This window comes from uncultured Sulfitobacter sp., assembly GCF_947497275.1.
In the GTDB taxonomy this organism is placed as follows: domain Bacteria; phylum Pseudomonadota; class Alphaproteobacteria; order Rhodobacterales; family Rhodobacteraceae; genus Sulfitobacter.
Map to the genome: position 1 here is coordinate 18,582 of NZ_CANMFS010000017.1, position 14,701 is coordinate 33,282.

The following is a 14,701-nucleotide window of genomic DNA, read 5'->3' on the forward strand; positions in this document are numbered from 1 at the left end:
AAAGGCGCCACCCTGCAAAAGGTGACGCCAAAATTTCACAAAGCAGGTTGCCCCGTCCGCACTCAGCCCTGTTTGTTGACCTGGGTAAAGTCCAGCTCGACAGGCGTTTCGCGACCGAAGATCGACACCATCACCTTGAGTTTCTGGCTGTCCTCGTCGACTTCCTCGACCATGCCGTCGAAATCCTCGAACGGACCGTCTGCAACCTTGACCCGTTCGCCGATTTCAAAGTGGATCAGCGTGCGTGGTGTCTCTTCGCCTTCCTGTACGCGACCAAGGATCGCCTGCACTTCGGCGTCGCGCATTGGCATCGGGCGGCCCTGCGGCCCCAGAAATCCGGTTACGCGGTTGATCGAGTTGATCAGATGGTAGCCCTGGTCGGACATCTCCATGTGCACGAGCACATAGCCCGGCATGAACCGCCGCTCTGTCGTCACTTTCTTGCCGCGACGGACCTCGATCACCTCTTCGGTCGGCACCAGAACTTCGTCGATCTGATCCTCCAGCCCGTGCTCGGCGACCGTGGTGCGGATCTGCTCGGCGATTTTCTTTTCAAAGTTGGACAGGACACTGACCGAATACCACCGTTTTGCCATCTGATCTTTCCGTCCTTGTCTTGCGCACGCCAAGAGCATGCAGAATTGCTAGTTCAGCGCGGATACGAAGCCCGCGACCTTCAACAACAATCGGCGCGCAACTCGAATCGCCGCGCGCCCTGCCGTAGGTCAGGCCTGCGGACTAGCCCACGCGTCCGAAGGATTCAAGTGTTTGTGGAAGAATTCGCGCTGCCGCGCCGGTGTCAGCCGAATACGCTCAGAACGTACTGTAGCCCGCTGCGGATCACGATATCGACCAGCGCAAAAAACACCGCCGTAAGCGCGGCAAGGATAAAGACCATGATCGTTGTCAACAGCACCTCTCGGCGGGTTGGCCAAACGACTTTCGCCACTTCTGCGCGAACCTGCTGAATGAACTGAAGCGGATTGGTGGTGGCCATGATCATATCCCGTTGGTGGAGCGTTCAAAGCATTTAACGGCTGCGGGAAGCTCTTTCAAGGCTGCAATTTGCCCCCTGCCCGCGGGCGCGCTACGCCTCGTTCTCACGCAGGCGTGCGAGTCGGCGTTCCATAGCCTGATCATGCCGCGCGTCCGCCGTTGCAAGCTCGCTGACATCGGGCAAGTACAATCCGTCGACAGTACCTTCGGGGAACCGGTCAAGAACCGCATCCCACCGCATGGCGAAGCCATCGAGACGCTGGTGAATGATCTTGGCGCGCAGCGGGTTGCGACGCGCGTACCAGCGCGAGCCCCTGATCACCCCACGCCAGAAGCCGTCATACCCCAGTATCAGGTACACGCCGATCCCCATGAAAAGACCTACGAAAGCCACCCCGAGCATGAGCCACGGACGAAACACGATCAGCAGAGCGAAACCGGCAAGTACCGCGTACCATGGTCTGAACCGGTAGCTGGCAAGCGACGCACGCATTCTGTCGGAAAGACGTCCCAAAGCGCCATCTCTCCTGCGTGGCGCCGCGCCGGAATTACGGACCGCAAAAGCTTTGCGCGGCTTCGTTGCGAGATCATCGGCACCCGGATCCGCCAAAAGTGGCAGGTTACGCGCTTTGCGCGGGCGTGGCGCGGCGACTTCGGCATCCTTCTGCGAAGGGTCCACGTGCGACTTTGCTAGGTTCCGAGAAACCTTGGAACTGGCTGGCGAAGATCCCTCTCCGGGTTGCTCGGCAACCAGAGAGCGAATCGCGCAAAGAGCGTCGTCATCAAGTTGCGGCGCGACGGGCGTATCGTGCGCAGGAAATTTGCGCGAAGCTGAGGTCATGGTTTCAATCCGGTATGCTCGATTTGAATGGAATTACGCCTAGCCCCAGATTGCGGCAGGTACATGACATCATCGCGGTAACACGGTGGCTGACCGGCTGCCCGGACATGCCCACGCCCAAAAAAACGACGTGCATTGATACGTATCAATACCCGAAATCGTGGTTGGGTCACACTGGGCACCACAGACCACCGGAGCCCGTTCATGCACCCCTTTCAACACGCGACCCCGCCATGCACGCGCCGCCGCCTAAAGATACGGCGAAGCTGAGATGGCGCGGAAGTCCTCGAAACAAATCTCCCTTCCCATGGGGTTGCCTGCAAGCCGGTTGCGCGCGGAATGCGACCCCGCAAAGCTGGGGTTCAAAACGACCAAAACGCTCAAACCCACGCATGAGTTTATCGGTCAGGACCGGGCCATCGACGCAATCAGGCTGTCGGCCGAAATCGACCACAAGGACTTCAATCTCTATGTGCTGGGGCGCGAGGGCACGGGGCGCCATACGGCTGTCGCACAGCTTTTGTCTCAGGCGGCCGAGAGGCGCCCGACGCCGTGCGACTGGATCTACGTCAACAATTTCGACACGCCCCACAAACCGCATGCGATCAAGCTCCGCCCCGGCGTCGGGTCCGCTTTGAAGACCGCGATGCAGGGGCTGGTCGATGATCTCGCGATCGAAATCCCGGCGTTGTTCGACTCAGAAGAATACCAGACCCAGCGGCGCGCCATCGAGGAGGAGCTTGGCCAAAAGCACGAAGAGCCGATCGCCGATTTCGCGGAACGCGCACAGGCCGAAGGGATGGCTTTGCTGCGGACGCCGATGGGGTTCATGCTCTCTGCCATAAAGGACGGCAAGCCGATCCAACCGGATGTCTATCAGGCTTTGCCAGAAGATCAGCGCGACGAAATAGACGCGAAGATCGCGCGCTTTCAGAAGCAGCTGACCGAAATTCTGAAACAGGGGCCGCAACTGGAAAAGGAGCATCGGCAAAGGGTCGAAGCATTGAACGCGGCGATGGCGGAGCGGTCCGTGTCCGCCCGCGTCGAGGAAGTCGAGACCCAATTCGCCGACACCCCCAGCGTCACCACCTATCTGGACCGGGTGCGCGCCGACATGATCTCGAACGCCGAACTGTTCCTGGTGGCAGACGGGCAGGCGAACAACGGCCCCTTTCCCGATGTCGTTCGCAAACATCATCAGGACGCGATCTTTGATCGGTATGCCATCAATATCATGGTGTCCCACGAGACCGGTCCGGGCCTGGCGCCGATTGTGCGCGAAGACCTGCCATCGCTTGGAAACCTGACCGGACGGATCGAGCATGTGTCCGAGATGGGAACACTTGCCACAAACTTCACATTGATCAAACCGGGCGCACTGCACCGCGCCAACGGCGGCTATCTCGTGCTGGACGCGCACCGCCTGCTCAGCGAGCCCTATGCGTGGGATGCGCTCAAACGGTGCCTGCAAAGTCGGTCGATCTCGATCACGTCTCTGGCGGAGCGGCTGAGCTTTTCCTCCACCACCACACTTGAGCCGCACCCTATTCCGCTTGACGTTCGTGTCGTACTGGTCGGGGACCGGCGTCTGCACATGCTGCTGACACTGCTTGATCCCGAATTCGGCCAGCTATTCAAGATACAAGCCGACTTCGAAGACGACCTGCCCCGCACCGCTGGCAACACCCGTGCGCTGGCGCGGATCGTCGCGGGTTATGCGCACAAGGAAAACCTCAGGCCGCTGACCGCAGATGCGGTGGCCGCGCTGCTCGATCACGCGGTGCGGCTTGCCGATGATACGAAGAAACTGACGCTTGGGCTGGGCGCGTTGACGGACGTGATGCGCGAAGCCGATTTCTACGCAGGACGGCACACCCACGACCTGATTTCCGATGACGATATCAGGGCGGCGATCCATCAGGCCGAACTCAGGGCGTCGCGCATCAAGGAGCTGATGCAGGAGGCCGTGACCCGCAACACCATCCTGATCGACACGGATGGCCGCACGGTCGGGCAGGTCAACGGGCTTTCCGTCGTTGGAATCGGCACGCACCATTTCGGCCGCCCCTCCCGCATCACCGCGCGGGTGCGCATGGGCACCGGCAAGTTGATCGACATTGAACGCGAGGTCGAGCTTGGCGGCCCGCTGCACTCCAAGGGGGTCTTGATCCTTGGCAGCTATCTTGCCTCGCATTACGCGCTGGACGTCCCTGTGTCCTTGCAGGCCAGTCTCGTGTTTGAACAAAGCTATGGCGGCGTTGACGGCGACAGCGCGTCCTCCGCAGAGCTCTACGCGTTGCTCTCCGCCCTATCGGGCGTGCCGGTGCGCCAGGGGCTGGCCGTGACCGGCTCCGTTAATCAGAACGGCGAGGTGCAGGCGATCGGCGGTGTGAACGAAAAGATCGAAGGGTTTTTCGATATTTGTCACGCGCGTGGTCTGACCGGCGACCAGGGTGTTTTGATCCCCGCATCGAACGTCGACCATCTGATGCTGCGCCGCGACGTGGTCGAAGCGGCAGAGGCAGGCAGATTTCGGGTGGTACCGATCAAGACGATAGATCAAGGTATCGAGGTGCTGACTGGAACCGCCGCCGGCAAACGCAGGAAGGACGGTGATTTTCCTGCTAGCAGCATCAATGGGTTGGTCGAGGCGAAATTGCGCGGTTTCGCGCAAGTACGCCGCCGTTTCGGAGACCAGACACCCAGACAGAACAACGGGCAGACCGGATGACCGAAGAACGCACCCCCCACAGCATGCGTATTCTCGTCGGAGCAGGCTCTTTCGCCGATGCCGCTGCGGCGCTGCGTCTGGTCGAACGGTTGCCATCCCGTTTCCGAAAGGGGTTGGGCGGCGTGCTGGTAGAGGAAGTGGCAACACTCGCAACATGCCAGATGCCGCACCAACGCATCGTGATGCTCAGTGGCGCCACGATCATACCGCCCGGCCTCGATCAACTGCGGACCCTGATGAAAGCCGACGCGCGTGCGTTCCGCAAATCGCTGGCCCGCGCCGCGTTTCCCGTCGGCGCAGACTGCGTTCTGGCGCAGGACAAGGGTGAACTCGTCGGTACCGCCCTGCGCGCCGCCGCAAGCTGGGACATCCTCGTGATCGGGTACCGGCAGGTCCACAAGATCCCCGGCAAGATCGTCGTTCTGGAGATGGTTGATCAATCCAGCCAGACGATGAAAGATGTATCCGAGGCGCTTTCACACCAGCTTTCGACAAATCGCGTGGTGTTTTCGGTCGGCAGCCGAGCGGAAGACAAAGTCGATCCGCCATCCGCAGGTGAGGTCCGGTTTGCGCGGTTTGAGGACGCCCTTGCGGCACTTACCCGGACACACGCACAGGCAGTGTTGATTGATCTGTCCGACGGCCCGGTGCGCACACGCGGCGACCTTGCACGCTTGGTGGAGGCTGCCCGCTGCCCCGTCCTTGTCTTCGGCACGTCCGCCGCTGATGCAAGGCTGGAGCACAGCACCCAAATTCCGCCCGCCGCCGCACGGGATCAGGGCGGGGCACCTCCCTGAGTACTATCATCGCAGCGCGCCGCGATTGGTAACGCGGACCGGCCTCTTTTCTTGTCGGCACTGGCCGCCATTCATTTGCGGCCATACGCTCCGAAAACAGGAGTTCCGTTTTACGCGGCAGTGGCGATGAAACTTCCCACAGCGTCTTCCAACATATCCCAATCCGTGAACTCATGTTCCTGAGTGCGTGGGTCGATGTTCTGGTTGCGCAGAACGGCATGCCGCAGGACTTCGGTTTCGTAATAGCCGTAACTGCTGGGCCGCACGGCACCGCCAACCAACACTTCGGCGTCCGGCTGCAACCGGGTCCGCATCTTCATTTCTTCCAGATACTCCTGCGCTTCCTCGCGCAATTCGGGAAACGCGGCTCCAAGACTGACAGAAATCATCATCGTGCGCCGTGCCGCGAGGTCGGCCCGGCTGGCCGTCAACACGATTTCAAAGTTCGGCGGATGCCGGCGCTCGTGCACCGGGGCTGCGAGGATGACGGTATCGTACCCCTCGAACGTCACGACCGCCCTTTTTTCCGATGCATCGACCAGCGTCGACTCATGGCCCGCGCGGCGCACCTGCGCATCGACGAAGTCGGCGATCTTGCGGGTCTGTCCCTCGATGGACGCAAACAAGACGAGCACCTGCATATGGTTTCTCCTTTTCATCACCTACGGCGCATCCGACGCCACGGATATACCTTTGATACCCGCGCGATACACCGCGAACATTGTCCGAGATCAAATGAGCGCAATATTTGTGCCACAGCTGATCGGGTATCCGGTCGCCGTCAGCGGACCGACACAGGCCCGCATCCGCTGTTTTTCAATCCGCTCAAAAACGTGCAGAAACTCGAAACCGGCAGCGACGCCCACTGCACACGGCGGGTGGTGTGCGCGACATCGACCAGATGGGGCGACGGGCAGTCCCGGCGGCTCTATCGCCAGCCGACTGGATGCTCAGACTGAGTTCTTCCGAGTGCGTCAACACCTCCGATGCCAGCCCCGGATAAAAAGGCCGTCACGGTCCTGACCGTCACCAAAGACACGGCTTGGATCTTGTAGTGCGAAGAGAATGCTGTTTTAAACAGGGGTTTCAAACCGGAAGTCCCATAAAGAGCTAGGAAGATACCGGATGAGAGATTGCCAATAAAATATGGTGATTTGACCGCGCAGTCGCGAAGGTTTTGCAAATCGGCACTGACAAATAAACTTCGCACCCTGCGCGCGGCAGCGACGGCTTGAAATCGAAAGTTCAATGAAATCAACGGTAGCGTTGCTTCAAGGTGGGACGGCAAACGGCGAAAACCTGTTTGCCGTCCCACCTTCGTTTAAGTCCTTTAAAATATGGATTGACGCCAATGTCGCTTAGAGCTTGTTAATCGCCAAGGTGGGACGTTTTCGAGTGCCATACAAGCGATTAAGCGTGGATCGTCGCCTTCAGCACAGAAGCTTGAAGCCATATGCGATGCGCTCGGGTTTGAGTTTTACGTTGGGCCGAAAAGGACCGATGAGCCATCTACACCCGACAGCAAGCACGAAGGTCTTTCCCTGCTGGATCAGTTTGCCTTCATCAATCACTTCGACGTCCAGCTCTCGGCGGGTCCTGGAACGAACGGTGAGAATGCAAAACCTCTCGCGCCGGTCGCGTTCCGCAAGGACTGGCTGCGCGGAATGTACCTGTCCGAGAAGGATTGCATGGTTTTGAGCGTCAGGGGGGACAGTATGTATCCCGATCTGCGTGACGGGGATCTTGCCCTGCTAGACTGCCGTCCAACGGACCAGCTGAGCTATGGCTATTCCTACGGCCTTGTGGACCTGGACGGCCAGTCGCGGGTCAAGAAGATTGAAGTGATCGACGAAGGGCTGTTGCTCCAGTCGATCAACCCGGACTATGGAACGGATGCGCGCCTGGGCGAGGACGCCAACCGCATCAAGATCATTGGTTGCGTGGTCTGGTCAGGACACAAGCACAATGTAAGCCTGGCGAAACCTCCACCCGGCGAAAAGCCCCGTCCAAAGCGGAATAAACCCCGCTTCAAACACAGTTGGATTTAAGAATATGCGAAACTGCAGCGACTGTGGCAAAGCTCTTAACATGTTCAACCAGGCCAAGCCGGGTCTGTGCAACATATGTGCGAACAAGGACCCTGATGCCGAAGCGGCCGAACAGGCGCTGCTGGCTAAGGATGCCGCGATCGACGCGATCATCGTCACGACCGAGATGCAAACCGACCTTCTCATCGGCGAGCGCCTCGGCATCATCACCGCCGAGTGCGCGTATGGCATGAACGTGTTCAAGGATCTGTTCGCATCGATCCGCAACATCGTCGGCGGCAGATCGGCTGCGGTTCAGAAGACAATGCGCGACGCACGTGAGACGGTGCTTTACGAGCTGAAACAGGAAGCCCACCGCAAGGGGGCCGACGCGGTGATCGCGGTTGATCTGGATTACGTCCAGATCGGGGACGGCGGATGGAGCATGGTCATGCTGGTCGCCTCCGGCACGGCCGTGAAGATCGAGCGGGCCGCAGCCTGAAAACGACATGCCCCACGGGGCCGACCCTGAACGAAAGACCTCCCATGATCCAACCCACGCTTCCGATCCTCCTGGCCCTCACACTTGTCGCCGGCTGCAGCGGCATCGTTGCCGACCGCGCCATCGTGAACGGGACCGGCCCCGAGTTGCTCAAGCTGCGCACCGGCCCTGGGCTGGACTACGGCGTCGTCAGGGGCCTGCCCGATGGCACCGAGCTCAACCGCTACGACTGCGTGACCGAGATCGGCCAACTCTGGTGCGAGGTTTCGCCCGTCGATGCTGCTGGCGTGCGGGGGTGGGTGTCGGCGGATTATTTGTCGGGGGGCTAAAGAGAGGTCTATCGGTCTTCCGATGGTTTCTTTGTGGTTTTCAACGAAACGATATCCTTGTCGGTGAGTGTCAGCATATTTGCGTCTAGTCCGGACGCCTGTGCGGCCTGAAAGAAAAGCCGTGTGCACGCGCGGTCGTGGGCGCTTATCACGTCCAACAGATCGTCTTCTGTCTGTTGTTCTCTCTTTATCGGCCTGAAGTAGCGGTACAGCCCACGCTCAGCACACACCGGAATCACCCATCCAAAACGCTCGGCGTAGACGGAGCCATACGGTCGCCTGTGGACGATTTCGTTCCGAAGGTTGGTGACCTTCTTCAACCACCCTGCAGTAGCCCATCTGTTAGGGCTATCTTCCTGCAACACTAGCCATTTCTTTTCGATCAGAAGGTCAAGGATGGGCTCAATCCCAGCGTGTTCGGAGCGGAGCTCTTTTCTCAGAGCATTCATTGTATCTACTTTTCCGTGGCTTGCATCCATTCCGAGACGGTTCGCAATAAAAGCAGCGAGATAGTCCCGGGCCGAACCTAGTTGAAGGAAAAAACCGTGAACGTGAGCAAAAAGACTCTGGTCCATGCTGTTGGAGCTTCGTTGACCAGCGACATGGCCCGCGTACATTTTATTGACGAGCTCTTCATTGTAGTGTTCAGCGATTTTCTCAACGGCGAGATCCATAGAGCGCAAACTTAGGCTTATCGCTTGGGCGAGCCGTTCCTCGACTGTTCGATTATCCAATATTTCCGCGATTTTAGAGTGGTCAGCAGTCTCAAGTTCTCTTAGTTGCTGACTACGAGCTGTGCAAAACATGTTGCTAGAAATGTCACTCCAGAGGGCTGATGGGCTTCTGAAATGGTTTTCCGCCGTTGGAATGATCGGCCTCCAAGATGAGCGCCATCGGCCGTTAAACCAGCCACTTGACTGAAAGCCCAACTTCCTAAGTCCCCCGATCCGAATTACTTGGCGCACCTGCTCACCGGTCAAAAACCCCTTCGCTCGGGCTTCCCCGCCCTCAAGCATTGGTTCAATGTGCCATTGATCGTCGCTTACTTTAGCTCCCCGAAATCCTCCTGTGCAGTGAATATAGAATATGTCGGCGTCCGGTTGCCTCGGGACGGGCCGCCACTTATCATTGCAGATACTAGGAGGGAATTCGTACATTTTATCGATCCAAACTAGGTGTTTAGGTCGTGAAATATGAGAAATTGGAGCATGGAGGAAATCTTGGAATAAAACCGAAATTTTGCGTGCCGCTATGCTGCTTCTCAGACTTATCTACTCACCCATCAGTACGGAGAAGAACGCTTGGTTGCGCTTCTTAGCTAATTCAATAAGGGTCTCATACCCCATAGCTTGGATAAAAATTTCTTCGGCGTCCCAGTAGCGTGTGTAGATACGAGGATCTGCTAGATTCTTGAAATCTTGCCGTCGGAGTACCTTTTTCAGCGACGGTGTGATGTCGGCTATGACAAAAGCGGTGCGACGACTGACTGTGTCGAATGAGCCGAACTTGCCATCTGCCCGTTGCATGCCACTCTTCTCCATCGCTTTCTCTATCGTCTCGATGACTTGAGTTATGGGGTCAGTCTTAGCCTTGCCAAACACATAATCGTCTCGGTTTGGCCGTTTGAATTCTACTATCGCAAGAGCTGTACCAGCCTCTTCGCCGAGGTACATACTGTCATCATAGAAGAGTAGATCAGTAACCTTATCACCTTTCTTTCGCGATTTTCCATCCGGAGGACGGTCGCTCGATATGTACGGCATGAAAGCGAGAGCATCGTCAATCAGCCATAGATTATGTTCACAGAAATCGGTCTCGGTATTGTCTGCAAAACGTTTGAAAATGAGCTCGTGCACACTATCTTCAGATGTGAGTTTACCCGCATCGTCAAACCCACGAGCCACATCGATTAGGTCAATAATCTTTTTGCGATGAACTATGTACTCAGCGAGCGCTTCCTTTTTCGCGCTGTCGATCTCGCTTGAAAGATCTTTTACCGCGTTCTCGTAGCTAGGTCTATCGACCGACGCCGCTGCCAAGCTTTTGCGAAGGTCTCGCGCTCGTCGGTAGCGATGTTGTGCTAAGTCTCCAACGAACTGTTCGACTTTCCAGCTGTTTGGTCTCGAACGAACGTACTCATTGATCGACTTGCCTCGAAGGCCTAGTCGGATAATGGGGCTATCCTGGATCGCCAAGGTGAGCGCCTTTTCTTGGCGCGACTTAATCTTGCCCAGTTGGTCGGTCTCAGATTGATCCAGCTTTTCCGAAATGGCCCTGATGATATCTTCGATCTTTGAAGACGGAACTGCTAGGTTTGTTCGTTCGTGGTTAAGCCGCGTCTCGAAAGCTTGGCTGCTTACGACAGCGATAACGACGTACTTGGCGCCTTCGTCGTCGATAAAGTGATCTGCGCCGACCAGTGTGGAGATGTCCCGTGGCCGACCGATAACCCTATCTGCAGCTGTGAACATTACGGCATGATAATTGAACTGCCGTGACTTCGGAACGCGAGCCATTCGAAAATTTACAGCGCACATTTCTCCGTCAAATTCGATCAGTAGCTCGCCTTCAGTTGTACTGCTAACTCGATCCTTGAACTCGGTCGCTAGATCGATTTCGTCGCCATCGTCGAAGCGAACTGTGATCCTTGGAAGGGCCCTGCTGAAAAAATAGCCTAAGAAATGCGAGCCGATGCTCTCAAGAACCGTCTGCGCAGTAAGTGCTGTTACTTCGTCTTCCCAAATATCGACTGGGCGCGAGAGACTTACAAGAAGCCCAGTGCCAGGAAACTCGGGTCGCCATCATGGTACCGGATTTCGTTCTGATTGTAGATATCGAAGCGAAAATTTTTGACCAGGGTGTTGTCTTTGCCTTCTGCTCGCGACCTGTAACGCACGTCTTGGAAGACCTTAAAAGCGATGAAACGACCGAAGCCCCGTCCGTTACGGCGCATCTTATGACCCGAGAAAGGCGTACGGAAAGACCGAAAGTTGTCAGCATCCAACCCGATGCCATTGTCCATTATTTCTGCTTCAAACTCATTTGGCGAGTTTAGGTTCGAAATATGGATACATACCTTTCCCGCACTGCCAATGTTGCTACCGTGTCGAGCCTCCACGCCGTCAACTGCGTTCGAAATTGCTTCGTAAATCGGCAGCAGGAAATTGTCTGCGGTAGTCGGAAGGTTAGTCCGCTCGAGAACAACCGTCATATCTGGCTTCCAAAGTGGCTCGTCCGTTTCTGTGTCCCGGTCTAGATCCAGCATATTGCCCGCCTTAATTCTCTATGCCGAGGTGTCCGACTCGGTCGATGCAACGTATGTTTACACTGTCCGCTACCGATGTCACCTAGTGGCATAGAGGGAAGATGGTAGATCACCCGTTCGCTCGGTCCGCCCAGTTATTCCGCGAACACGCTTGCGCAATTCTGAAAAACGTCCCACCTCAACCAGCCTCGGAATCAGTCAACCGACGGCTTCAACCATATTTTTAAGACGTTTGAACAAGGTGGGACGTTTTCATCGGCAGTCCGGTTTCGCGTCCCACCTCAATTTCGCCAAACCCTTATTTTTATGACGCCGCTTCTGCTCTATACTGGTACGGCGATCAGGGGTGCGAAGTTTAATTGGCAGTGCCTATTTACCACACCCGCCGTCTCGTCTCCGCGCTTACCCATATTTTAAAGGCCTCTAGGCCATCCACCCTCTTCCGGGCTCATCATGGGTCTTCCGGATTAAAACGGCTGTTTCTGCCACCTTTTCCTTCGCACTACACAAGTACGGTATCACCGGTTGATGTTGTAGATAGGTGAATTGGAAGGGGACTTCGAATTACCGTTCGAAGCCCTATAAAAGCGATGACAAATAAACTTCGTTTTTAAGACAAGATTTTCTTCGCGCTACACCTCGACGCGCACAACCTGCGCTACGGACCCCGGCCTATCGATCTGGCCAGCAAACCGAAGCGCCCGACTGCTCTAGGCTGCTCTACGCGGAAGTGCGGGAAGCGCCGTATTTATATTGGCAGGGGCTGAGGGACTCGAACCCACGACCCTCGGTTTTGGAGACCGATGCTCTACCAACTGAGCTAAACCCCTATGCCGGTGGTCTGGGTAATCCGGTTTGCGCCGAGGATCAAGAGACATTGCACCAGACCGCCCGATTTTCAGCTTACCCGGAACAATTACGGGCGCTCGTTCGTTGGCACGGCAACACCTCAATTAATGATCACCGGAAAGGGAGCATTATGCCACTTAACAATCTCCGCGACGTATACCTCGACCAAATTCAGGATCTCTACAGCGCCTGCAAGCAGTCACTCGATATCACCACGGAACTGGGCCGGGCCGCATCCGACAAGGAGCTTAGCGAGGCCCTGATTGCTGGTGCCAACGGAATCAGCGAAGGCATGGACGCGCTTAAATCGCTCTGTGCGACACACGACATCAACCCCGATGGCGAACACTGCAAGGGGATGGAAGGGCTCGCCCGCGAAGCGCGTGCGCACGCTCTTGACGGCAGCTTTGGTGATGATGCGACACGGGACGCAATGATCATCACGCAATACCAGCGCACCGTTCATTATGCACTGGCCGGATACGGTTGCCTTGTCGCATTCGCCAACCGGCTCGGTCTGGACGAAGACGCGGGCATTCTCGAGAAACTACTCGACAATACCTACGACGGTGACCGCCACATGACGAAGATTGCCACCAAGGGTGGCGTTAACGAGGCTGCCGCCTGACACACAGACCCTCAACGACTTGCAAGGCTCCTACTTAGCGGTAGGAGCCTTTTTTCGCTCAGCCACGGCCTTCGTACGCCGCGTTGGATGGCTTGGTGAATTACCGACGTTTCACGGCTTCCCATCCGAACAGCTGCGCCTATGCGCCATCTGAGATGGCGAATATCCCTTCGATCTACTGCACGAGCAGAAACGCGGGCTGCGAAACTACTCCGTTGTGTCCCAGAGAACGATTGCGGGGCACAGGCCGGTGGTTCCGCATATGGAGAAGCGGCGATTTGTATTAAACTCGATACATCCTTCAGGTCGAAGCAGCCCAATGTCGCGGTGCTGCAGGGCGATAATTTACTCTGCCCATTTCAATCAATCCGTGCGACCCAGTATTCAAATATCTACAGCGGCGAGCGCCTCTACGTCACCACCGCAGATCAGAGCTTCGTATTGCAGAATTGTCTTTATGGGCCAGTCCCACCAGGCAACGCGCGCAAGCGTTTCGCGGTCAGACGCAGAAAATCGCGCCCTCACCACCCGCGCAGGGTTTCCCGCGACCAAACTGTACGCGGGCACCTGGCCCCCGACCACGGCACCTGCACCAACGATGACCCCGTCACCGATCTGCGTGCCCGGCAGAATTTGCGCGCTTTGCCCGATCCAGACATCATTGCCGATCCGGGTATCCCGTCCCGGTGGCGGAAGAGACGGTCGTCCCTCGCGCGCACCGCCGCCGAACACCGCGAAAGGAAAGCTGGAAATTCCGTCAAACCGATGATTGGCCGACGCTGTGATGATCTGAACACCGTCCGCGATTTGACAGAACTTTCCTATGATCAGGCGCTCGGGACTGAAATCATAGAGATAGGGAGCCAGATGTGCGGCCCAATTCGCCGGCGGTATATGTGCACTGGCATAAGAGTAATCACCAACTTCGATGCGCGGATGATCAATGACCGCCGACAGGAAAACGACCCCCGAATGGGCGCTTCCATCGGGAAGCCGTATCGGATGCGCGCGACTGGCAGGCGGGAAGGCCTGCGGATCTTCTGACATGACGTACTCCGTTAAGGGACCAAAAGGACCGGAACGCGTGGTCTATGTATACTGGCGGTCACGGCCCCTGCCACCGTTGGCGTTGCCGTGTTTCTCTGAGCGTCTCTACCAGCATTGCGGTAAGCAGCCCGAACACCATAAGGCCGTTCGCAGCGGCGAGCCCGCCCAAAAGCCGCCATTCCATCGGAAGAAGGATATCGCCGAACCCCAGTGTCGTAAACGAGACAAGCGCGAAGTAAACGGATGCCTCAAGCGTTACGAAAGTACCGAGAAACCAAAGGGCGATGGCCCAGATCCATACCGACGCCATCATGATCAATAACGCCCACAGCATCACCAGGGAAAGAACGCCCGTCAGCTTTGGACCGTAGGGAGGTTGCACGGTCCAACGATGGATCCTGTTCAGAAAACTCTCCAGCCCCCACCACGACAGAGCGGCGATGAGCGACGTTACGGTCAAGATCGCACTGCCAAGCGCCAGCTGGATCAGCACGGCGGGGTACCGCACCGCAAGAGACCGCAATGCGTCTCAGCTTCGGGTCTTGCAGGATCTGTCGGCATTTCCACCGGCTCCTCATTCCAACCGCTTCAGCATATTCAATGCAGGGACGGCCTGCAAACGATCCCCGCAGCCGTGCGCCGGATGCAACAAGGGCCTCCCGATGGGAGGCCCTTGCGGTGTTTGTCGG

The 14,701-nt window shown here is 57.1% G+C and carries 16 protein-coding genes and 1 tRNA gene; 6 read left to right on the forward strand and 11 right to left on the reverse strand.

Annotation, left to right across the window (positions count from 1 at the left end):
* Positions 1–62: 62 nt before the first annotated feature.
* The 3 genes from nusG to Q1A06_RS19740 form a co-directional block, all read right to left on the reverse strand.
* On the reverse strand, positions 63–596 hold the full coding sequence (nusG, locus tag Q1A06_RS19730) for a transcription termination/antitermination protein NusG (protein WP_299567714.1): 534 nt from the start codon (positions 594–596) through the stop codon (positions 63–65).
* Between the two features lie 203 nt (positions 597–799).
* Positions 800–997: a preprotein translocase subunit SecE gene (gene secE, locus Q1A06_RS19735; protein ID WP_299567716.1), complete on the reverse strand. Its 198-nt coding sequence runs from the start codon at positions 995–997 to the stop codon at positions 800–802.
* A 90-nt stretch (positions 998–1,087) separates the two neighbouring features.
* Positions 1,088–1,675, reverse strand: a complete 588-nt coding sequence (locus tag Q1A06_RS19740) for a hypothetical protein (protein ID WP_299567718.1) — start codon at positions 1,673–1,675, stop codon at positions 1,088–1,090.
* Positions 1,676–2,144: 469 nt separating this feature from the next.
* On the opposite strand from Q1A06_RS19740, the gene Q1A06_RS19745 reads away from it, so the two are divergent.
* Both Q1A06_RS19745 and Q1A06_RS19750 read left to right on the forward strand, forming a co-directional pair.
* Entirely contained in the window at positions 2,145–4,568 is a 2,424-nt protein-coding gene (locus Q1A06_RS19745) for an ATP-binding protein (RefSeq protein ID WP_299567720.1), read from the forward strand.
* Complete coding sequence (locus Q1A06_RS19750; protein ID WP_299567722.1) at positions 4,565–5,365, forward strand: hypothetical protein; 801 nt, start codon at positions 4,565–4,567, stop codon at positions 5,363–5,365. The genes Q1A06_RS19745 and Q1A06_RS19750 overlap by 4 nt, the downstream gene beginning before the upstream one ends.
* 110 nt (positions 5,366–5,475) lie before the next feature.
* Here Q1A06_RS19750 and Q1A06_RS19755 read toward each other — a convergent pair whose 3' ends face one another.
* Together Q1A06_RS19755 and Q1A06_RS19760 are read right to left on the reverse strand one after the other, a co-directional pair.
* Positions 5,476–6,006, reverse strand: coding sequence for a flavodoxin domain-containing protein (locus Q1A06_RS19755; protein WP_299567724.1), 531 nt, complete (start codon positions 6,004–6,006; stop codon positions 5,476–5,478).
* Between the two features lie 287 nt (positions 6,007–6,293).
* Positions 6,294–6,680: a hypothetical protein gene (locus Q1A06_RS19760; protein WP_299567726.1), complete on the reverse strand. Its 387-nt coding sequence runs from the start codon at positions 6,678–6,680 to the stop codon at positions 6,294–6,296.
* A 247-nt stretch (positions 6,681–6,927) separates the two neighbouring features.
* Between Q1A06_RS19760 and Q1A06_RS19765 the strand changes: the two genes are divergently transcribed.
* From Q1A06_RS19765 to Q1A06_RS19775, 3 genes are read left to right on the forward strand one after another with little or no spacing between them, the layout of a single operon-like run.
* On the forward strand, positions 6,928–7,413 hold the full coding sequence (locus tag Q1A06_RS19765) for a S24 family peptidase (protein WP_299567744.1): 486 nt from the start codon (positions 6,928–6,930) through the stop codon (positions 7,411–7,413).
* 40 nt (positions 7,414–7,453) lie between these two features.
* Positions 7,454–7,894, forward strand: coding sequence for a YbjQ family protein (locus Q1A06_RS19770; protein ID WP_299567728.1), 441 nt, complete (start codon positions 7,454–7,456; stop codon positions 7,892–7,894).
* Positions 7,895–7,938: 44 nt separating this feature from the next.
* Positions 7,939–8,223: an SH3 domain-containing protein gene (locus tag Q1A06_RS19775; RefSeq protein WP_299567730.1), complete on the forward strand. Its 285-nt coding sequence runs from the start codon at positions 7,939–7,941 to the stop codon at positions 8,221–8,223.
* Between the two features lie 8 nt (positions 8,224–8,231).
* Here the strand turns inward: Q1A06_RS19775 and Q1A06_RS19780 are convergent, their stop codons facing one another.
* The 4 genes from Q1A06_RS19780 to Q1A06_RS19795 form a co-directional block, all read right to left on the reverse strand.
* Positions 8,232–8,897 carry a hypothetical protein gene (locus Q1A06_RS19780; RefSeq protein WP_299567732.1) on the reverse strand — a complete coding sequence of 222 codons (666 nt, stop codon included), beginning with the start codon at positions 8,895–8,897 and terminating at the stop codon, positions 8,232–8,234.
* A gap of 597 nt (positions 8,898–9,494) precedes the next feature.
* Entirely contained in the window at positions 9,495–10,739 is a 1,245-nt protein-coding gene (locus tag Q1A06_RS19785; protein ID WP_299567734.1) for a hypothetical protein, read from the reverse strand.
* A 248-nt stretch (positions 10,740–10,987) separates the two neighbouring features.
* Complete coding sequence (locus Q1A06_RS19790) at positions 10,988–11,488, reverse strand: ATP-binding protein (protein WP_299567736.1); 501 nt, start codon at positions 11,486–11,488, stop codon at positions 10,988–10,990.
* 754 nt (positions 11,489–12,242) lie between these two features.
* Positions 12,243–12,318, reverse strand: a tRNA-Trp gene (locus Q1A06_RS19795).
* Positions 12,319–12,467: 149 nt separating this feature from the next.
* Between Q1A06_RS19795 and Q1A06_RS19800 the strand changes: the two genes are divergently transcribed.
* Positions 12,468–12,965 carry a ferritin-like domain-containing protein gene (locus Q1A06_RS19800; protein ID WP_299567738.1) on the forward strand — a complete coding sequence of 166 codons (498 nt, stop codon included), beginning with the start codon at positions 12,468–12,470 and terminating at the stop codon, positions 12,963–12,965.
* A 384-nt stretch (positions 12,966–13,349) separates the two neighbouring features.
* Here Q1A06_RS19800 and Q1A06_RS19805 read toward each other — a convergent pair whose 3' ends face one another.
* Both Q1A06_RS19805 and Q1A06_RS19810 read right to left on the reverse strand, forming a co-directional pair.
* The gene (locus Q1A06_RS19805) at positions 13,350–14,012 is read right to left on the reverse strand and encodes a CatB-related O-acetyltransferase (protein ID WP_299567740.1); all 663 of its coding nucleotides are present in this window, start codon (positions 14,010–14,012) and stop codon (positions 13,350–13,352) included.
* A gap of 58 nt (positions 14,013–14,070) precedes the next feature.
* Positions 14,071–14,520: an ion channel gene (locus Q1A06_RS19810; RefSeq protein ID WP_299567742.1), complete on the reverse strand. Its 450-nt coding sequence runs from the start codon at positions 14,518–14,520 to the stop codon at positions 14,071–14,073.
* Positions 14,521–14,701 lie beyond the last annotated feature (181 nt).